General features: G+C 60.6%; 19 protein-coding genes and 1 pseudogene. 6 read left to right on the forward strand and 14 right to left on the reverse strand.

Translation table 11 applies throughout. The annotated features are described in order from the left end of the window. Nucleotides 1-11: 11 nt before the first annotated feature. Both OH720_RS09810 and OH720_RS09815 read left to right on the forward strand, forming a co-directional pair. On the forward strand, nt 12-380 hold the full coding sequence (locus tag OH720_RS09810) for a 5-carboxymethyl-2-hydroxymuconate Delta-isomerase (protein WP_272605430.1): 369 nt from the start codon (nt 12-14) through the stop codon (nt 378-380). Nucleotides 381-419: 39 nt separating this feature from the next. Continuing rightward, the gene (locus tag OH720_RS09815) at nt 420-2,243 is read left to right on the forward strand and encodes a glycoside hydrolase family 28 protein (RefSeq protein WP_272605431.1); all 1,824 of its coding nucleotides are present in this window, start codon (nt 420-422) and stop codon (nt 2,241-2,243) included. A 10-nt stretch (nt 2,244-2,253) separates the two neighbouring features. Here OH720_RS09815 and OH720_RS09820 read toward each other — a convergent pair whose 3' ends face one another. Continuing rightward, nucleotides 2,254-2,997, reverse strand: coding sequence for a FadR/GntR family transcriptional regulator (locus OH720_RS09820; protein WP_272605432.1), 744 nt, complete (start codon nt 2,995-2,997; stop codon nt 2,254-2,256). A gap of 97 nt (nt 2,998-3,094) precedes the next feature. On the opposite strand from OH720_RS09820, the gene OH720_RS09825 reads away from it, so the two are divergent. After that, nucleotides 3,095-3,808: a FadR/GntR family transcriptional regulator gene (locus OH720_RS09825; protein ID WP_272605433.1), complete on the forward strand. Its 714-nt coding sequence runs from the start codon at nt 3,095-3,097 to the stop codon at nt 3,806-3,808. A 20-nt stretch (nt 3,809-3,828) separates the two neighbouring features. On the opposite strand, the gene pcaG is transcribed toward OH720_RS09825, so the two are convergent. From pcaG to OH720_RS09845, 4 genes and pseudogenes are all read right to left on the reverse strand, one after another. Beyond that, the gene (gene pcaG / locus OH720_RS09830; protein WP_272605434.1) at nt 3,829-4,431 is read right to left on the reverse strand and encodes a protocatechuate 3,4-dioxygenase subunit alpha; all 603 of its coding nucleotides are present in this window, start codon (nt 4,429-4,431) and stop codon (nt 3,829-3,831) included. A 12-nt stretch (nt 4,432-4,443) separates the two neighbouring features. Further along, nucleotides 4,444-5,163 (reverse strand): protocatechuate 3,4-dioxygenase subunit beta, encoded by a 720-nt coding sequence (gene pcaH / locus OH720_RS09835; RefSeq protein WP_008065619.1) that lies wholly within the window; start codon nt 5,161-5,163, stop codon nt 4,444-4,446. 127 nt (nt 5,164-5,290) lie between these two features. After that, a complete protein-coding gene (pcaQ, locus tag OH720_RS09840) occupies nt 5,291-6,220 on the reverse strand; it encodes a pca operon transcription factor PcaQ (protein ID WP_272605435.1) in 930 nt (309 codons plus the stop codon). Nucleotides 6,221-6,747: 527 nt separating this feature from the next. Further along, a pseudogene (locus OH720_RS09845) lies at nt 6,748-8,086 on the reverse strand (MFS transporter). A 280-nt stretch (nt 8,087-8,366) separates the two neighbouring features. Between OH720_RS09845 and OH720_RS09850 the strand changes: the two are divergent. Together OH720_RS09850 and OH720_RS09855 are read left to right on the forward strand one after the other, a co-directional pair. Beyond that, nucleotides 8,367-9,425 (forward strand): aromatic ring-hydroxylating oxygenase subunit alpha, encoded by a 1,059-nt coding sequence (locus OH720_RS09850; protein WP_272605436.1) that lies wholly within the window; start codon nt 8,367-8,369, stop codon nt 9,423-9,425. Nucleotides 9,426-9,512: 87 nt separating this feature from the next. Next, nucleotides 9,513-10,463: a PDR/VanB family oxidoreductase gene (locus OH720_RS09855; RefSeq protein ID WP_272605437.1), complete on the forward strand. Its 951-nt coding sequence runs from the start codon at nt 9,513-9,515 to the stop codon at nt 10,461-10,463. A 9-nt stretch (nt 10,464-10,472) separates the two neighbouring features. On the opposite strand, the gene OH720_RS09860 is transcribed toward OH720_RS09855, so the two are convergent. The 5 genes from OH720_RS09860 to OH720_RS09880 form a co-directional block, all read right to left on the reverse strand. Beyond that, the gene (locus OH720_RS09860; RefSeq protein ID WP_008063900.1) at nt 10,473-11,186 is read right to left on the reverse strand and encodes a GntR family transcriptional regulator; all 714 of its coding nucleotides are present in this window, start codon (nt 11,184-11,186) and stop codon (nt 10,473-10,475) included. A gap of 85 nt (nt 11,187-11,271) precedes the next feature. Beyond that, the gene (locus OH720_RS09865; protein WP_272606428.1) at nt 11,272-12,477 is read right to left on the reverse strand and encodes an OprD family porin; all 1,206 of its coding nucleotides are present in this window, start codon (nt 12,475-12,477) and stop codon (nt 11,272-11,274) included. A gap of 113 nt (nt 12,478-12,590) precedes the next feature. Continuing rightward, the gene (locus tag OH720_RS09870; protein ID WP_272605438.1) at nt 12,591-13,925 is read right to left on the reverse strand and encodes an MFS transporter; all 1,335 of its coding nucleotides are present in this window, start codon (nt 13,923-13,925) and stop codon (nt 12,591-12,593) included. A gap of 368 nt (nt 13,926-14,293) precedes the next feature. Continuing rightward, nucleotides 14,294-14,575 carry a hypothetical protein gene (locus tag OH720_RS09875; RefSeq protein ID WP_272605439.1) on the reverse strand — a complete coding sequence of 94 codons (282 nt, stop codon included), beginning with the start codon at nt 14,573-14,575 and terminating at the stop codon, nt 14,294-14,296. A gap of 136 nt (nt 14,576-14,711) precedes the next feature. Continuing rightward, nucleotides 14,712-15,335 carry an eCIS core domain-containing protein gene (locus OH720_RS09880; RefSeq protein ID WP_442967276.1) on the reverse strand — a complete coding sequence of 208 codons (624 nt, stop codon included), beginning with the start codon at nt 15,333-15,335 and terminating at the stop codon, nt 14,712-14,714. Nucleotides 15,336-15,570: 235 nt separating this feature from the next. Between OH720_RS09880 and OH720_RS09885 the strand changes: the two genes are divergently transcribed. Continuing rightward, on the forward strand, nt 15,571-17,697 hold the full coding sequence (locus OH720_RS09885; protein WP_272605440.1) for a TonB-dependent siderophore receptor: 2,127 nt from the start codon (nt 15,571-15,573) through the stop codon (nt 17,695-17,697). Nucleotides 17,698-17,757: 60 nt separating this feature from the next. On the opposite strand, the gene OH720_RS09890 is transcribed toward OH720_RS09885, so the two are convergent. The 4 genes from OH720_RS09890 to OH720_RS09905 all read right to left on the reverse strand — a co-directional run bounded on the left by OH720_RS09890 (nt 17,758) and on the right by OH720_RS09905 (nt 19,622). Beyond that, on the reverse strand, nt 17,758-17,937 hold the full coding sequence (locus OH720_RS09890) for a DUF1289 domain-containing protein (protein ID WP_272605441.1): 180 nt from the start codon (nt 17,935-17,937) through the stop codon (nt 17,758-17,760). 2 nt (nt 17,938-17,939) lie between these two features. After that, nucleotides 17,940-18,308, reverse strand: a complete 369-nt coding sequence (locus tag OH720_RS09895; protein WP_272605442.1) for a hypothetical protein — start codon at nt 18,306-18,308, stop codon at nt 17,940-17,942. A gap of 95 nt (nt 18,309-18,403) precedes the next feature. Further along, entirely contained in the window at nt 18,404-19,327 is a 924-nt protein-coding gene (gene dmeF / locus OH720_RS09900; RefSeq protein WP_272605443.1) for a CDF family Co(II)/Ni(II) efflux transporter DmeF, read from the reverse strand. Nucleotides 19,328-19,346: 19 nt separating this feature from the next. Then, nucleotides 19,347-19,622, reverse strand: a complete 276-nt coding sequence (locus OH720_RS09905; RefSeq protein WP_180205064.1) for a metal/formaldehyde-sensitive transcriptional repressor — start codon at nt 19,620-19,622, stop codon at nt 19,347-19,349. Nucleotides 19,623-19,724: the final 102 nt, after the last annotated feature.

Genomic DNA, 19,724 nt, shown 5'->3' on the forward strand with positions numbered 1-19,724 from the left:
AGGAATTCAACATGCCCCATTGCATCATTGATTGCCCGGCTGCCCTCGCTCATCGGGTCGGAGAACAGAAGTTGCTGGCCGCCGTGCATGACGCCATCGACGCCAGCGGCTTGTTCAAGCCCGGCGATATCAAGGCGCGACTGAACAGCTTCGAGCATTACCGCTGTGGTGCCACCCAGGATGATTTTGTCCACGTGGCGCTGTACCTGTTTGCCGGGCGCAGCGCTGAACAACGGCGCAGCCTCGCGTCAGCGACCATGGCGGCGCTGGTCGCCTTGCTGCCAGAGGTCGAGGCGTTGTCCATGGACGTGCGGGAAATGCCGCGGGAAACCTTCGTCAATCGCAGCCAATACCTCGAACAGGCTGCGCTGGCGATCTGAGTCGTTTGGTTCAGGTGCACAATCAAGGAAAACCAGAACATGCCGTATGCGAGTCCTGCCGTTGCTTCAACCCGACACCTTTTGGCGCAGTCGGTGCTGGCTGTCCTGGCCGTGGGCTGCAGTCTGCCGCTCTGGGCACTGGAGGCGCCCACCAGGGTCCAGGTGCCGACCCTGGCGTATGACGACCAGCAGATTATTCTGGTATGGGAAAAGCCGGCAGGGCACGCCGCTATCGCCGATTACCATGTGTACGCCAATGGCAAGCTGCTGGGTGGTGCCAACGCCAACAATGCCCGGGTGTCGCCGGCCAGGCCTTACATCGACAGGTTCTACGATCAGGACACCCGGCACTTCCATCACCGCATCGCCATCCACAGTTTCACCGCGCTTGGCCTTGTACCCGACACCGAATACCGTTTCACGGTGCGTTCGGTGGGAAGCGACGGCAAGGAGTCGGCCGACAGCCCGGCGGTGGTCCAGCGCACCACCGCCGTGCCAGCACTATTTGATGTAAGAGAGCAGGGTGCCAAGGGCGATGGCAGCACGCTGGACACCGCCGCGATCCAGCGCGCCATCGATGCCTGCACCCCGGGCTGCAAGGTGCTCTTGCCGGCCGGTACGTACAAGAGCGGCGCGCTGTACCTCAAGAGCAACATGACCCTCGAGATCGCCGAGGGTGCGACCTTGCTTGGCTCCGAGCGTGCCGAGGACTACCCGCGTGATGGCTACGTCCAGTACCCGTATTCCACCACCGTGCGCCCGGCCTCGCTGATCAACGCCTTGCCCCGTGACCCGCGCAAGCACCAGGCTTTCGAGAACATCCGCATCGTCGGCAAGGGCACCCTCGACGGCAATGGCTGGAAACGCCAGGCCGATGCTATCGACGAACGTGGCCAGCCTTTGCCGGTCTATGTGCCGAGCGACAACACGCGCTACATGCACGATGGTGTGCTGGCCAAGGCCCAGGTAGAACGTGCGGTGGCCGAAGGCATGAACGTCAAGGACGCCTACGGACAGATGCGCTCGTCGCTGATCACCCTGCGCGATGTGACGAACGTCTTCTACGGTGGCTTCACGGTGCTCAATCCCGCTTATCACGGCATCATGAACCTGGAAAACCACAACGTGGTGCTGGCCAACATCACGCACAAGACCTTTGATGCCAATAACGGTGACGGTGTCGAATTCGCCAACAGCCGCGGCGCGATGGTGTTCAACAACTTCTTCGACACCGGTGATGACTGCGTCAACTTTGCAGCCGGCACTGGCGCCGAAGCGACGCAGCAAAAGCCTCAGGAAGACGCCTGGATCTTCAACAACTTCTTTCGCAAAGGCCACGGCATGGTCGTCGCCGGCAGCCATACCGGGGCGTGGATCCAGGACATCCTGGCCGAGGACAACGTTTCCGACGGCACCGATGCCGGTCTGCGCATGAAGAGCACCAACTTCATGGGCGGCGGGGCGCGCAACGTCACCTTCCGTGATTCCGCGATTCGCAATACGCTCAAGCAGGCCTTCATCTTCACCCTTGATTACAACGACCCGAATGCCAAGCTCGACTACAGGAAATCAACCGTGGCAGGGCAGTTCCGCGATGTCCGGGTCAGTGATGTGAGTGTGGAGAACGCCGGGATGGCGGCGATCGAAGTCAAGGGCGACAGCCAGCACAGCGCCTTTCATCAAGGCCTGGCCTTCGAGCGGGTACGCTTCAGTGGTCCGGCCGGCGTGAAGATCGATGGCTTGAAGGATTCGCGATTTGACACTGTTCGCTTCAGTGAAGCCGGGGATGCCAATCCATGGCAGGTGAGCGGTAGCCAGGGGCTGGCCTTCCATGGCGTGGTGCCCGCGCCGCCCGCTCAATAGCCGATAGCGATCATTCGTTGTAGAACGCCTGGCGTTGTTGCGCTTCACGCAGGCGCATGCGGCTGTTGCTCAAGTGCAGGTACATGGCCGCACGCGCCGCATCCACCTGGCGACTGGCGATGGCGTCGAAGATCTGCTGGTGCTCGCTGTTGATGCCTTGCAGGTAGGTGCTGCGATTGCTTTGGCCGGTATAGGCGGAGTTCATCCGGGTGCGCGGGATCAGCTTGGTGCCCAGGTGCTTCATGATGTCTATCAGGTAGGGATTGCCGCTGGCCTTGGCGATTTTCAGATGGAACTGGAAATCGGCGTTGATGGTGCTGCCGGATTTTTCCGGCCCTTGCAGCAACGCGTGCAAGGCCTGCTCCAGCTCCTCGAGTGCCTGCGGCGTGGCACGTTCGGCGGCCATGCCGGCGGCCTGCACTTCCAGGCTCAGGCGAAACTGCAACAGGTCGAGCACTTCCGACAGTTCAACGATCGTCGACGGGCCCAGGGTGAATCCTTCGGGGGCCGGCATGTCTTTCACGAAGGTACCGACCCCGTGACGGGTTTCGACCAGGCCCGCCGCCTGCATGCGCGACAGCGCTTCGCGAACCACCGAGCGACTGACCCCTTCGGCCGCCATGATATGCGCTTCGGCAGGCAGCTTTTCGCCACGCTTGAGCTCGCCTTCACGCATGCGCCGGGCAAAGCGTTCAACCAGTGATTCGGCCATTCGGCGCGGTTTGTTTTGGGCTGCAGAGGAGGAATCCGACATCGTCTTGCTCTTGGCTGATCGGCGGGCATTATAGTGCGTTTTGAGCCAAGGCTGCGGGTATAATGACGCCATCGTCTGGTATGAAAGGATTTGTTACATGGTGAGCGCTGCCCCTGATCGACGCCTGAACCTGGCCCAGCAACTGGTGCTTGATCTGTCGCGCAAAATTCTCGCCGGCGAGCTGCCAGCGGGGACCAAGCTCCCTACCGAACAAGTCATCACCCAGGAGCGCGGCGTCAGCCGGACCGTGGTTCGCGAAGCCTTGTCGCGACTGCAGGCAGAGGGGCTGGTAGAGACCCGGCGTGGCATCGGCACCTTCGTTGTCGACACCATTCGGCCCGGCGACTTCCAGGGTAACCAGCATGAAAAGGGCAGCGCCTACGACGCGGTGGCGATCATCGAGCTGCGCTTGAGCCTGGAGGTGGAGGCCGCCGCCATCGCTGCGCAATGCGCCACCCCCAGCCAGTTGTTGGCCATGCGTTACGCACTGGATGAGGCCCACGCGCTGGATCCGGCCAATGAGCAAAGTACGCGCATGGACTTCGAGTTCCACCTGCAGATTGCCCAGTGCACCGCGAACGGTTTCTTCATCGATGCCATGACCCACCTGGGCAGCATGCTGCTGTCTGCCACGCAGCAGCCCACCCCGGCGGTGACGGAGCAACTGCGCAGCTTGCAGGTACGTGAGCGCGAACAGATCTACGCCGCGGTGGCGCGCCAGGACGTCGAAGCCGCACGCGCGGCCATGCGCCTGCACCTGACCAATGGCTTGCACCGCGCGCGTAGCGTCGTTCAGTCAGCCGCTGAATAACGGCTTTGCGTACCGCGTCCTCAGAAGTCGAAGAACACGGTTTCCGCTTCACCTTGAAGATGAATGTCGAAGCGGTACGCCAGCTTGCCGTCCACCGTGCAGCGCCGGGCGACCAGGGATTCGCGGCGATGGGGCTGCTCGATCAGGTTCAGCACCGGATCTGCGGCATTCGCCTCGGGTTCGTCGTCGAAGTACAGGCGGGTGTGCAGGTGGATGTTGATGCCCCGGGCAAACAGCGCCACGTTGATATGCGCCGCCATGGTCACGCCCGAGGCGTTTTTCAGCCGGCCGGGCTTGACGGTCTTGATCGTCCATTCACCGGTATCGGTGGTCGCGGTACGGCCAAAGCAATTGAAGGGTTTTTCCAGGTCGAACGCGCTGTCGTAGACGCCGTCGTGATTGGCTTGCCAGCACTCCAGGAACGCGTCGCGAATCAAGTGGCCATTGCCGTCATAGACGTGGCCCAACACTAGAATGTGCTCGCCTGGCGCGCCAGGTTTAGCCATCTCATTCCAGATTTCCTGCTCGCGCGGCGCATTGCCGGCAGCTTCCAGCGCCAGGCCGATGTGCACGTAAGGGCCGGCGGTTTGCGACGGGGTTTCAGGCAGAAGTTGAACGGGCATACGCAGGCCTCCTCAGCAGTTTTCGAAGTGGGTCTTGCGCTGGCCGCGCAGGACGATATCAAAACGATAAGCCAGGCAATCCATGGGATTGGCCATGCCCATGTCCAGCCGCGCGATCAAGCTCTGCACCGCGTCCGGGTTGGCGATCGACTTGACGATCGGGCACATGGGGATGAGCGGATCACCTTCGAAATACAGCTGGGTAATCAAGCGCGTAGCAATCGACGGGCCACTGATGGAGACGTGGATATGCGCAGGGCGCCAATCGTTGGGACCGTTGCGCCATGGGTAGGGGCCGGGCTTGACGGTGCGGAAGCTGTAGTTGCCATCGCGGTCGGTCAACGCACGACCAACGCCGCCGAAGTTCGGGTCGAGGGGGGCCAGGTAACTGTCCTTCTTGTGCCGGTAGCGACCACCGGCATTGGCTTGCCACATTTCCACCAGGGTGTGGGGAATCGGCTTGCCGTACTGATCGCAAACCCGGCCCGCGACGATGATGCGTTCGCCGATGGGCAGGCCGCCGTGATTGAAGTTCAACAGCAGGTCGTTGTCATGGCGCCCCATCTGCAGATGGGAAAAATCCGGGCCGCTGGTCTCGGATGCAGACTGGGGGATGCTCACCAGTGCCTGGCGGGGAGAGCGCAGGATCGAGGTCTTGTAGTCAGGCGTCAGGGCTTTTGGATGCCAATTACGGTCACGAATGACGAAGCGGCTGTCGTGCGCATCAGACATGTCGTTTTTCCTATTGTTATGGTGGGACGGAGGCAGTCACTGGGGTTGGCAGCGACTGGTAGCCCAGTGTCCTCTTGTATGTCCCACCGTAAAATTGAAAAAATCGACCTTATGCATATCCAGATGGTTATGGATACTGGCCTTCGCGATACTCCTGCCCGACCTCGCGCAGTGCCTCCACGCACCACTGCGCCGCCGGTGTCACCGGCAACGCAGGATTGGTGCACAGCCCCACGGAGCCACCCGGCTCACGCATGCCCAGGTCCAGCTCGACCAATTCACCCTGGCGCAAGTCCTGCCTGACCGCATCGAAAGGGGCGACCCAGATGGCCTGGCTGCACAGTACGTAGCGCCGACTCAGGGCTACCGACAGGGTTTCCAGGCGTTGGCGTGACGGCGTTATCCCGTGCTGCACGAACAGGCTGTCGGCGAATTTGCGGATCGTGGTCCCCGCCGATGGCAATACCAGCGGATAGTCTTCGAGGTTTTTATTGCCCGACGGATCGGCGAGCACCGGATGGCCGCTGCGGACCACCAGGGTCATGGATTCGCTGTACAGGTGTTCGAACGCCAACCCGAGGATCAGTGGGCTATCGGTCATGCGGCCGACCACCAGGTCCAGCTCGCCCACACGCAGTCGGGACAGCAGATAGGCACTCGGACCGGTCACGATACTGACCACCAGCGCAGGGTGGCGGTCGTGCAGACGGCAGACCACTTCAGGTACCAACAGGCTTTCGACGGTGGACAGCACGCCGAGCTGCACGGTAATCGGCTCATGCACACCCGAGCGCAAACTGTTGACCCCGTCGCGCAGCGATTGCACGCTCGGCCCTGCGTATCGCAAGAAGGCCACGCCGGCTTCGGTCAGCGTCGAGCCCTTTTTCCCCCGTTCAAACAGCTTGGTATCGAGCAGGGTTTCCAGTTCCTTCAGGGTCTTGGACAGCGCCGGCTGGCTGATCGCCAATTTGTCGCAGGCACGCGCCAGGCTGCCCTGGCGTGCCACCTCGAGAAAACACAGCAGATGACGGAATTTGATTCGGTTATCGATGTTCAATCGGGGGCTGCCTTTAGGGTTTGGCCTCTATTATTGTTGGATTTGCAGTGGTTGTGTGGTTGCTCCGGCCATTTTTTGGGGTACATATCCATTGCTGGGGTAACGGCGGCTTATGGTTTCGCCCTTACGGCGACTCACTTTTTCAAACGCCAAAAAGTAAGCAAAAGGCTTTGCCCCACCACTCGGTGCCTCGCTAAGGCTCGGCATGCCCTCTCTCCGGCATTGCTCCGTGGGTCGCCGCGATGGGCCGTCCCTGGCCCAGCGCGGCTAAACCGGCGTCCTGCCGGTTTCCCCACTGCGCAATGCCTGCGTTCGGCCATCGTGGTTAACGGGGCACCCAAAATCTAAAGCCAAAGCGAGGCGGCCTTAAAGCCGACCTGAACTTTACGGCTGTACCTGTTCCCCTGTGGGAGCCAGCCTGCTGGCGATGGGCTTCCAGGCAACGCGTTCATCCAGACAGGACGCGTTATCGTTGACGTCCATCGCGAGCAGGCTCGCTCCTACATGGGATCGGGGACAATCTGCGATCAGGCCACAGCCCGCACACCTGCACCTTTCCCCTGCGCCTGCACATCATGCAGGGAAATCCTCGACGTCTCCGGCAATGCCAGCCCACCCGCCAGAGCCAGCAATGCAATCGCGATCAGGTAGAACGCCGGCGACAAATTGCTGCCAGTAGTGCTGATCAGCCACGTCGCCACCAGCGGTGCCGTGCCGCCGAAAATCGTATACGCCATGTTGTAGGTGATCGCCGAGGCGGTGTAGCGCGTGCGGGTGGGGAAGGTTTCCGAGAGCAAGGCCGCCGTGACCACGCCACACAACACCGCGCCAACCGCCAGGAGCATGACACCCGCGACGGACGCCGCGAACGAGCCGGAGCTGGCCATCAGGAACGAGGGATACACGGCCACGATCAACAGGGCGCAAGCGCTCATCACCGTCATTCGACGCCCGACCCGATCCGAATACAGCCCGGCCAGCGGGCAGATCGCCGCGGCGAACAGCAAGGCAATCAGCGACACCAGCAACGCGGTGGCGCGGCTCAGGCCACCGGCGACTTGCAGGTAGGTCGCGAAGTAGGTGGTGAACATGTAGAACGACAGCGCCGTGAGCGACACGAAGGCGCCCAGGCAACAGATGGCCGCGCCATGGTTGCGCAAGGTTTCCTTGAGGGGGGAATGGGCCACGGCATGTTCCTCGGTCACCGCCTGGAAGGCCGGTGTCTCATCGAGCTTCCAGCGCAGGTAAAGGCCCACCAGGCCCAGCGGCGCGGCAATCAGGAACGGCAGGCGCCAGCCCCAGCTGCCCATTGCTTCGGCCGATAAGGACGCCTCGAGTGCGTAGGCCACCACGGCTGCGGCGGCGAAGGCGGAAAAGGTCGATACCGGTATGAAACTGCCGTACCAGGCGCGTTTATCGCTCGGGGCATGCTCCATCAGATAGGCACAGGCACCTGCGTATTCACCCCCGGCGGAAAAAACCCTGGGCGCAGCGGATCAGGGACAGAAGGATCGGCGCCGTGACGCCGATCGCGGCATAGGTTGGGAGCAGGCCGATCAAGGTCGTCGCACCGGCCATCAACAGGATCGTCATCGCCAGGGTGCGCTTGCGGCCGATCCTGTCGCCCAGCATGCCGAAGAAAATCCCGCCAAGGGGCCGGAACGCAAAGGCCACGGCGAATACCGCAAAGGTCTTGAGCAGCGCGGCACTGGCATCGCCGCTGGGGAAAAACTGCTGGGCGATGGTCGTGGCCAAGAAGCCATAGACGGCGAAGTCGAACCATTCGACGAAATTGCCGATGCCGGCAGCCACGATCACTCTTCTCAGTGTTTTCGGGCTGACTTGTTCCGTAGTTGTGCTCGTCATGCTTGACCTCGACAGTTCGTCAGTGAGCTATCGATTATCGAGGCAGGCGCTGCAGCGGTTCACTTCAAAAGTGTCATCCACGTAGTCAGTACCGACGCCGCGCAGCAATCGGCGAGGTCAGCCAGAGGGCTTCGCCTGCACAAGGATTCGAAAGGTTGGATAAGACTGTTTTTGGCTTTAATGGATCCATTAAAATCCGTTTATCGGTAAAAAGCTTGACTGATATTGGATTATTCCGATTCAATGGATCCATAAAAACAAGCCTGTCCCGGAGATTCCTATGTATCCGAAAAACACCTGGTATGTCGCCTGCACCCCCGACGAGATTGCTTCCAAGCCCCTGGGGCGGCAAATATGCGGTGAGAAAATCGTCTTCTATCGCGGCCATGAAGGGCGCGTTGCCGCCGTCGAGGATTTTTGCCCGCATCGCGGTGCCCCCCTTTCGCTGGGGTATGTGGAGAATGGCAACCTGGTCTGTGGCTACCACGGCCTGGTGATGGGCTGTGACGGCAAGACCGTCGAAATGCCAGGTCAGCGCGTACGGGGTTTTCCGTGCAACAAGACTTACGCCGTTGAAGAGCGTTACGGATTCATCTGGGTCTGGCCCGGGGAACAGGACAAGGCCGATCCTGCGCTGATCCATCATCTGGAATGGGCGGTCAGCGATGAGTGGGCCTACGGCGGTGGGCTGTTCCACATCAATTGCGACTATCGACTGATGATCGATAACCTGATGGACCTCACCCACGAAACCTACGTGCACGCCTCGAGCATCGGCCAGAAAGAGATCGATGAAGCGGCGCCGGTCACCACCGTCGAGGGTGACGAGGTGGTCACCGCGCGGCACATGGAAAACATCATGGCACCGCCGTTCTGGCGCATGGCCCTGCGTGGCAACAACCTGGCCGACGACGTGCCGGTGGACCGTTGGCAGATCTGCCGCTTCAGTCCACCCAGTCACGTGCTGATCGAGGTGGGGGTGGCCCACGCCGGCAAGGGCGGGTACAACGCCGAGCCGCAACACAAGGCCGCGAGCATCGTGGTCGACTTCATTACCCCGGAAACCGAGACGTCGATCTGGTACTTCTGGGGCATGGCACGCAATTTCAATCCCCACGACGAAGCCCTGACCGCCACCATCCGCGAGGGCCAGGGCAAGATTTTCAGCGAAGACCTCGACATGCTCGAACAGCAGCAGAAAAACCTGCTGGCCAATCCCGAGCGTAACCTGCTCAAGCTCAATATCGATGCCGGTGGCGTGCAGTCCCGGCGCGTGCTGGAACGCCTCATCGCCCGAGAGCGGGCACCGGCAGTCGAGCTGATTGCCGCGGTCAAGTAGCGAGGGCAGCGCCCTCGAGCGCTACGCCAGTCCACCCCCATTGATCCTGTTCGCGGCCACTGCGGTGGCCGGTCTTGAAGGTGCGCCATGATTGAAGTCGTCGTGACATCCCGCAACAACGAAGCCTTGGATATTTGCAGCTACGAGTTGACCTGTGCCCAAGGCGGGGCATTGCCCGGCTTCAGTGCCGGGGCGCATATCGACGTGCACCTGCCCGGCGGATTGATTCGCCAGTACTCGCTGTGCAATCACCCGCAAGAGCGCCATCGCTACCTGATCGGCGTGCTCAAGGATGCCGCCTCGCGCGGTGGTTCCCAGAGCCTGCATGAGCACATCAGCAGTGGCGATCGGCTGTTCATCAGTGAACCGCGCAACCTTTTTCCGCTGGTGGCCGAGGGGCGGCGCAGCCTGTTGTTCGCCGGTGGCATCGGCATCACGCCGATTCTGTGCATGGCCGAGCAACTGGCCCACAGCGGTGCCGATTTCGAACTGCATTACTGCGCTCGTTCCAGTGAGCGTGCGGCGTTTGTCGAGCGACTCAAAGGCGCATCCTTTGCCGATCGCGTGCACCTGCATTTCGATGAAGAGGCTGATTCGCGCCTGGACGCCGCCAGGGTGCTGGCCAATCCTGAGCCGGACTTGCACTTGTATGTCTGCGGCCCATCAGGGTTCATGCAGCACGTGCTCGACAGCGCCAGGGCCCAGGGCTGGAGCGAGGGGCAGTTGCACCGTGAGTACTTCGCCGCGGCACCGGTGGACACCGCTGCCGATGGCGCGTTCCAGGTCAAGCTAGGCAGTAGCGGCCAGGTGTTCGACATTCCGGCCGACAAGACGGTGGTCCAGGTGCTGGAAAGTCACGGTGTCGAGATTGCGCTTTCCTGTGAGCAGGGCATCTGCGGAACCTGCCTGACCCGTGTGCTCGAAGGGGTGCCCGATCACCGTGACCTGTTCCTGACCGAGGAAGAGCAGGCGGCCAATGATCAGTTCACGCCGTGCTGTTCGAGGTCTCGCTCGGCGCTGTTGGTGCTGGATCTTTAAGCCAGCCGATCATTCGCCGCGTGAGATCACTTTCACCCGCTCGCCATGGCTGATTGCGCCGAAGACCTCGGCGTAACGCAGTGTCGCATTGGCGTGTTCGCGCATGATGGCTTCAGCGCGTGCACCCTGGCGGCTGACCAGCGCGTCGAAGACCGAGTGGTGCTGCATGTGGGCAAAGTTGAAGCGCCGGTATTCGCGCGCCATGTCTTCACGATCGATCGCCAGCGCCGACACTGAAGCGAAGGGGCGGTGGTCGTTGCGCGCCAGGGCTTCGGCAATGGCCGGGTTGGCGCTGCTTTCGACGATCACCTGATGAAAGCGCATGTTGAGGTCATGGAATGCCTCAAGGTCTTCTTCGGTCACGTAGCCTTTGTCGAACAGCGCATCGCCTTGCACCAGGCATTCGCGCAACGCCGCCTGCGCCTGTTCACTCAAGCCGCGTTCGGCGCTCTGCCGCGCCGCCAATCCCTCCAGCACCCCGCGCACCTCGACGGCTCCGGCGATATCGTCGGCACTCACCGAGCGTACCTGATAGCCCCGTCCGCCATGGCGCACCAGCAAGCCTTCCTGTTCCAGGGTGACGAAGGCCATGCGCACCGGCATGCGCGAGACGCCGAAACGTTCCGCCGTCGGAATTTCCATCAGCCGTTCGCCCGCCGCCAGCTCGCCCGAGGCGATCATTTTGCGCAGTGCGACCAGCACCATTTGACCCGGTTTGCTCATGCAGGCGACTTCCAGAGAGTGGTTCGCCATAGTAACGCAAGGAGGGGGCGGATGCAGGGGCGACAAGCGCCCCTGGTGGGGAGGGTCAGAGTGACAGTGGGTAGCTGACGATCACGCGGGTCTGATCGAAGTCGCTGTTGAAACTGCGACGGTTGGTGGCGTTGTTGATTCGCACGCTGAGGTTTTTCAGCGCGCCACTTTGCAGGGTGTAGCTGACCTCGGTGTCGCGTTCCCATTCCTTGCCGTTGCTGCCGGCCTTGGTGGTGGCGTCGTCGCCGTGGCCGTAGCGGGTCATCAGCAGCAAGCCGGGGATGCCGACGGCGACGAAGTTGTAATCGTAGCGAGCCTGCCACGAACGCTCATCGGCGTTACTGAAGTTGCCGTTGAACATGTCATTGCCCAGGGTGCGGCCACTGCTGCCATACACGGACATCCAGCCGGTGTCGCCGCTGACCTTTTGCAGCCCCAGGTACAGGGTGTGGCCCCCCAGGTTGGCCGAGAACAGCCCGTAGGCGGTATGGCTTTGCACGTTGCCGATAAGGGCGCTGCCGTCATCCTTGTCGACGAAATAGCCCAGGTTCGCGCCGAGGGTCCAGTCACCGAATTTCTGTTTATGCAGCAGGTTCAGATAGCTTTGCTGATAGATGTCTTCGAGCTGCGAATACCAGGCGCCGACCAGGGTCTGTTGTTCGTTGAAGCGGTACTCGGCGCCCGCATAGTTGAAACCGTCCGACATGACGGTAGGCGCCGCCCAGGCCGAGAGGTCTTGCATGTTCGAGGAGTTGCGCAGGCTCACGTCGGTGTATCGACCTGCCTGCAGGTTCAGGCCAGGGAGCTCGCGGGACACCAGCATGGTGCCCTGGAAGGTCTGTGGCAGCAGGCGCCCGTCGTCGTAGCGCAACAGCGGAATATCCGGCATCAGCTCACCCAGCATCAGCTCCGTCTCGGACAAGCGCATTTTTGCCGCCACCCCGGCGCGCCCGTAGTTGTCGGCGGAGTGACCATCGTCGTGCACCGGTAGCAGCTCCGAACCGCTGCGTTGCGGGCCGCTGTCGAGCTTGACGCCAAGCATCGCTATGCCGTCCAGGCCAAAACCGAGCAAGCCGGGGGTGTAACCGGAACTGAATTTGAGAATCGCGCCCTGGGCCCATTCTTCGATCTTGCTCTTGCTGGCGCCAGGATCGTTGAAGTCACGATTGAAGTAGTAATTGCGCAGCAGCAGGCTGGTCTTGGAGTCTTCGAAAAAGCCGCCGCTTTCGGCTTGCGCCGAAGGTAACAGGGCAAGCGCCATTGCACCGCCGAGCAGGGCCCGGGGAGGGAGGGGGAAGCTGGTCATTATTGTTATTTTCCTGGGAGGATGTAGTCAGTAGCGGGGGCGGCCCCCGCTACCTCTTTGCAAAGGTGTCAGGCCTGGCTGAGTTGGGCGCCAGGCTGTGGTTGGGCACCAGGCCGCAGTGCCAAAAGCACAGCGGCGGCGATGACGAAAACCACGGCAAACACCCCATACAGGTGCAGGGGTTGCCAGCCACTGTCCAGCAACAGACCGGCGACGGTCGGCGAAAGAATCGCGCCGATGCGCCCGATACCGATGCCCCAACCGACCCCCGTCGTGCGCACCGAAGCGTCGTAGACAATCGGCGACAGTGCGTACAAACCCGCCACGCAACCGTTGGAGAACAGCCCGATCAACAGGCCCAGGCCGAGTGCCATTGCTACCGATGAAGCGGAGCCGACGAACAGTACCAACAGCCCCGCGGTGATCAGCATGAACAGCGACAGCACCCGGGTCAGCCGCCAGCGTGAGGCGAGGCCGCCAATCAGCGCGGCGCCGAAGATACCACCGACGCTCAGCAGCACACCGCCGCTGATGCCTTGCTGTGCCGACAGCCCTGCCGAGACCAGCAGCTTGGGCGTCCAGCTCATCACGAAGTAAAAACCGAACATCACCAGGAAGAACAACAGCCAGATCAGCAGCGTGGTGCGCCGCGAATCAGGCGAGAGCAACTGCGCCAGGCGCCCACGGCCTGAAGTCGGCGCAGAGAGGGCGACGGGCAGTTCGCGCAGTGCCGGCTGGCCGAGGCGAGCGGCCAGTCGATTGATGCGCGCCAGGGCGTTCGCCGGGCGGCGGGCGATCAGGAAATCCAGGGATTCCGGCAAATACAGCAGCACCAGGGGAATGACCGCCAGGGTCACGGCGCCACCGAACAGGAACACCGAGCGCCAGCCAAAGTGCGTCAGCAACCACACCGACAACAGCCCGCCCAAGGTCGCACCCAAGGCATAACCGGTCGATTGCAGGCTTACCGCCAGCCCGCGCCAGCGCTTGTTGGCGTATTCACTGGCAATCACGTTGCTGCTGGCCAGGATCCCGCCGATACCCAAGCCGGTCAGCCCGCGCAGTAGCGCCAGTTGCAGCGGCGTCTGGCTCAGCGCCGACAACAGCATGCCGATCCCCGAGAGCAGCAAGCAAAACAGGATCAGAGGGCGACGACCAAAGCGATCCGCCCATGGCGCGATGAACAAAGAGCCCGCCGCCATGCCAAACAGCCCGGCACTCAACAGCAGCCCGATCTGCGCGCCGTTCAAGCCCCATTCGGCGGACACCGAGGAGGCCGTGAAGGCCATCACCAGCACGTCGAAGCCATCGATCATGTTCAGGACAATACAGATGCCCACGGCCAACCATTGGAAGTGCGCCATGGGGCGTTCATCTACCACGCTCTTGAGATCGACACTCATGGCTGCCCCTCGAGAAGAGGCTGGGAAAAGGCAAAGCGAGAAAGGCACGCGTTGGTGGGTGCAAGCCGAAGCTTGAGCCCGATTGAGAAGTCATTCATCCCGACACCCTTGTTATTTTTATGAGCGGGCAGGCGCTGTACCTGACACCGTGCAGTGCCAGTCAATCAATATATGGATCCATTGAAAAGTGCTTTTGATCGGGGTTTTATCGATGGATTTCTTGTTTGTTAATAAATTCGTTAAAAATCAATAAGTTAATATAGTTTATAAAGTGTTCGATTATCGGCCGTGTTTTTTGTGTTTGAGTAAAGGATCCATTGTTGATGGAATTGAATTTGGCCGACACTGGGCCTGTCCGGCCGCAACGCCTATTTCACCGGCGATTTCATTTCCGTTCTTATTTGCGTCTCAGGCCCGAAAAACTGACTGGGATCATCAGCCTTCTTCAGGTCGACCCAGGCCCGGCAAACGCAATGTGAGAATTGTTCCCGCACCGTATCGGGGTCTTGCCAGTCCATGGGTGATGCTTGGGTTTTCTGCCCCTCGACCGTTTTATAGCAAACACAATTGTCGAGTCGGGTGACGCCGTTATCGCTCTGGCAAGCAGTGGTAAGCAAAGAGATCGCGATGAGCATGACGATGCGTTTCATTGGCTCCTCTCCGAGGCTGTAGTGAAGGGCTGAGCCTGAACAGACCGCCCGACAGTAGAAGAAGCTTAGCTGTCATTTTGCATCGCTCCATCCACTGCCAGCCTTTGGTTGAGGATTCAACCGGTGCCCATTGAACTCACTGCTCTCGAGGATGCCCCGGCGGGTCCGCGCTGGCTCTCAGCGCCTTGGCGACCTGGGTTTGAATCTCGTAGGCGGGCGCCTCGACGGCGGAGTAGTCACGGGTGTAGCGAGTGGCAAACTCGCCGACGCCCCATTGCTGGTACTGCTGCACGTGCTTCAACTCATGGGCCCATAGCGCGACGTTGTTCAGCGCATCGTCCTGACTGCGAAAGACGATGATGTCGACAAGGGTGACGGCATTCACATCGGGGTTCTGCAGCATGGTGTTCGCGGCGTTCAGCTCTTCGTCATCGCCGACCTTGTAGCGGGCGGAATCGAGCACCTGGATGTCATAGTAGGGTTCGAGCTGGGCGCGGATATTCAGCGGGATGGTTTGAACATCGCCGGCTGCCGCGGTGTTGCGCGACTGAACGATCCAGTTCTGCAGTCCAACGGCCGCTATCTGGTTCATGTTTTCGAAGAGCTCCCCGGTGTCCTCTTTGGAGCCTGGTGCACAAAAACAGGCGACCACACACACCTGGTACTGACCTTGCGGGCAGGCCAAGGCAGCAGACGAAGTGCCAACGCACAAAAGTGGAATCGCCAAGCGCAAGACTTGACGTAGAAAGACGGCTGACAAAGGGAGCTCCCGCAGGCAATGGCTATTTGGCAGGAGTATCTCGCGCCGATTTCCTGCCAGGGGTTCGACCGCTGTAACGACGTTCGATTCCCTGGGACCTCGGTTTTTTCAGACCATTGACCGCGAAAATACAAATGAGAACGCCTATCAAAAGCTGGTGATACGGTATACCATGCGCGGCGAATTTATTGGCATGTATGCCGTCCCATTTGGCTATTCTCTCAAGGCTTCCTAGATGCGTCGTACCCTGCTGTCTATCTGTGTGCTTCAGGCGTTTTCCACTTCCTCCTGGGCGGAGCAAGCGACAACCGCTAAAACCGGTCTGGAGTTGCAGGCGACCGACATCGTTGGCACCGCGGACCTTGAAACCGCCACGGGGCCAGTGGACGGCTATCGCGCCACCCGTTCTGCCAGTGCAACGCGTACCGACACGGCTATCCACGAAACCCCACAGTCCATCAGCGTGGTGCCCAAGGATGTCGTCGAGGACATCAGTGCGACAAGGCTGCAGGACGCGCTCGATTACGCCGGCGGTGTGGGACGGGCCAATAATTTCGGTGGCCAGGGGCTGACCACCTTCACCGTGCGTGGCTTTACCACCGGCGAGTTCTATCGCAACGGATTCCCGATCAACCGTGGTTATCCGAACATGCCGGATGCGAACACCATCGAGCGCCTTGAAGTGTTGCGCGGCCCGGCGACCACGCTTTACGGCCGAGGCGATCCTGGCGGCACGTTCAACGTGGTCTCCAAGCAACCGCTGGCCGAGCGCACGGTGACACTGGGCAGCCAGCTCGATGATCAGGGAATGAAGCGTGGCACGCTGGACGCCTCTGGCCCGCTCGATGAAGAGGGTCGCCTGGCCTATCGCCTGAATGTGGTGGGAGAGGGCGGAGATACTTTCCGCGATCATGTGGAAACCGAACGCTATGGCGTGACGCCGGTTATTTCGTGGCAGGCCAACGACGACACCAAGGTGATCTTCGAAGGCGATTTCATGCGCAACAATCACCCGCTGGATCGCGGCCTGACACGCTATCCGAACCAGATTGGCACCGCCTCGCGCGACACGTTCTTCGGTGAGAAAGACGTGGGCAAGTTGCACAACGACAACAACATGGCCCAGTTGCGTTTCGAGCACTTCCTCAATGACGACTGGACACTGGGCGGTGGTTTCCAGTGGCTCGATGGCACCTTGCAGGGCAACGCCGTTGAAGCCAATGGTGTCGCTGCCGACGGGCGCACCCTGGGGCGCAACTTCAACTACCGCAAGCTGGAGTGGACGGACAAGGACACCCAACTCAATCTCACCGGGCATTTCACGGCGGGCGGTTTCGATCACACCTTGTTGACCGGCATCGAGTACGAGGATTACGACTACAAGTCGATCATCCAGCGCTCCAGCGGTGCGGTGAGTGCCTACCCGATCGATATCTTCAACCCGGTGTATGGCCAGCCTCGTCCGGCCCTGACCCGCACGCCGACCAACGACAAGGAAAACCTCAAGACCTACGCCGCCTTCGTCCAGGATCAGGTGGCATTGACCGAGCGCTTGAAAGTCCTGGCGGGCGCCCGTTTCGAGCGCTTCGAGCATGACTACGAAACCTTCGTGCCGGGTGGCAGGAGTTGGGAGGCGAGCGACAACGCGGTGACGCCGCGTCTCGGCGTGCTGTATGACCTGACCGATACCGTGGCGGTGTATGCCAATACCGCACGCTCTTTCAAGCCCAATAGCGGGGCCAGCCGCGAGGGTGGCGGTTTTGACCCGGAAAAGGGCAAGTCCTATGAGCTGGGGCTCAAGTGGGAAGCGCTGGATCGCCAGCTGAGTGTGGACGCGGCGATCTACCAGATCGAAAAACGCAATGTCCTGACCACCGACCCCGTGGACTCGACCTTCAGCGTGGCGGCGGGCGAAGTACGCAGCCGTGGCTTTGACCTGAACGTGGCTGGCAATGTAACCCCCGAATGGCGGGTGATTGGCGGCTATGCCTATGTCGATGCCGAGGTCACCCAGGACAACGTGATCGAGTCGGGCACCCGGTTGATGAACATTCCGAAGAACAGCTTCAGCCTGCTCAACGTCTACGAGTTCCAGGATGGCGCGCTCAGGGGGCTGGGGCTTGGCACCGGGCTCAAGTACGTCGATGAGCGTGCAGGGCAGACGGCTAATACGGCGTTTTCGATGGGCAGCTACACCGTTGTCGATCTACTCGGCTTCTACCAGGTCAACGACAAGGTCAGGCTGAATCTCGATGTGAAGAACGTGTTCGACCGGGATTATGAAGAAGGCGCCTTTGGTAATGTCTATGCCTACCCGGGTGCGCCGAGGACGGTTCAGGTCGGTATTTCCTACACCTTGTAGCTCGATGGGATGTAGCGCGTTCACTCGCCCGCCGCGTTGCAGGGCGGGCGAGTGAACGGGTCACTGGGTCTTCTTCAGGCCTTTCAAACGTATATTCGCCCGTTGCACGGCGGCCATTTTTTCCGGCCGCTTCATGCGTTTCCACTTCTTGATGTCTTCCTTGCTGCGCCCGCAGCTCACGCACAGGTCGCCGCTCAACTGGCAAACGGCAATGCAGGGGTTTTCGATTTCCTTGGCCATCGTCAATGGCCCCGGGTCGCGCTTGATGCCAGGCGTTTTTGCCAATCGCCGCCATGGGCGCGTTGGCACTCCTCCTCAGAGTCGAATCGGACGGTGTGATCCGAAGCCTCCAGATCGATGTTTGCCTCGTTCAGCGCTATGGCCGTCAGCTCAAGAATCCGCGCTTTCGCGTTAGCCTGGGCGAGCTGTTTGTCGGCCAGCGTTTCGAATACCCAGGTCACCTTCAGTGTTTGCGCAAGCGCGTTCAAGTCAGCCGTATGGGTGAGCCAGGTAAAGCCCTTGATTTCAGATTTTGCCGTTTCGCAGGCGTCGGTCAGTGTCGCTATCAAGCGGCGCTCGATCCGTGCAAGTTCACGTTTGCCCAAGGGCATGGCGGGTTCCTTTGGAGATAAAAGTGGGGGGCGCTCTGCACCAGGTGGATTGGGCGACAGTAACGAGAGTTCATGGCAGAACCTTGTCGTGGAAATCAGGCAGATCGAAACTCGACAGTCAGATGGCTGATTTCGTGAACAGGCTGCAGGCGTTCACGAATGCTTTCGGTGTTCGCAGTGGCTTCGCCAATGACGCTGACGATCGCTGCATGCGCTTGCGGCCCAACCCTCCAGACATGCAGGTCTGTGATGGTTACATCGCCGGGCCTCTCGACCAACTCGCGAATTTCCTCTGCAACGTGCTCATCCGTTTGATCCAGCAGTACACCCGAGGTGACCCCCATCAATTTCCACGCCCAACGTGCGATGACAATGGCGCCCACGATGCCCATTACAGGATCCAGCCATACCCATCCGAGGTATCGTCCAGCGAGTAGCGCCACAATGGCCAGGACGGACGTCAGCGCGTCCGCGATGACGTGAGCGTAGGCTGAGCGCAGGTTATTATCGTTGCCGTGATGTCCGTGGCCATGATGATCGTGATCGTGGCCATGACTGTGACCATGGCCAAGCAGAAGTGCACTCACGATGTTGACGATCAGGCCGACAATCGCAATGAGCGTGGCGGTGCCGAACTGAACCGCTGTTGGTTGCAACAGCCGCATCACTGACTCTACGCCGATTGCCAGGGATACCAGGGCGAGAATGAGCGCCGATGCGAACCCGCCCAGGTCCCCGACCTTTCCGGTACCAAAGCTGTAGCGCTTGTTCGAGGCGTGGCGCTTCGCGTACCCGTAAGCCGCCGCCGCGATACCCAAGGCGCCGACATGGGTCGCCATGTGAAAGCCATCGGCAAGTAAGGCCATGGAGCCCGTGATATAGCCTACGGTGATTTCGCCCACCATCATCACCAGTGTAAGCGCCACGACCCAAAGCGTGCGTTTGGCATTTTGTTCGTGCGCAGACCCAAGGAACAGGTGGTCGTGTACATGCTTGATCTTGGTGTCGGTGCTGCTCATGAGCCGGTACCTGTCGAGTTCACTTGGCGTAGCGGCGAATGGCTTCAAGCAGCTCTTCAACACCCTTGTTGCGCTCAGCTTCACTGAGGGCAGGGTTCGCTACATGCTCCCGGGCATGATCCTCGATGATTTCTTCCATCAAGCCATTGATAGCTCCGCGTGTGGCAGCGACAAGGTGCAATGTTTTCGCGCAGTCGAGCTCCGATTCCAGCGCACGCTCAACGGCCTGGATTTGTCCGGCGATGCGTTTAACGCGTTTTAGAAGATCGTCTTTGTTGGAAGCAATATGGCCCACGGGATACCCCTTACGTTTGTGTACGCAGTATAGGTATACCCCCTATGCCTATACAAGAGATGTAAAGGGGACGGAGTTATTTTTCTGATGTTTAAGTGGCGC

Origin of the sequence: Pseudomonas sp. WJP1 (genome assembly GCF_028471945.1) — a bacterium.
Lineage (GTDB): Bacteria > Pseudomonadota > Gammaproteobacteria > Pseudomonadales > Pseudomonadaceae > Aquipseudomonas.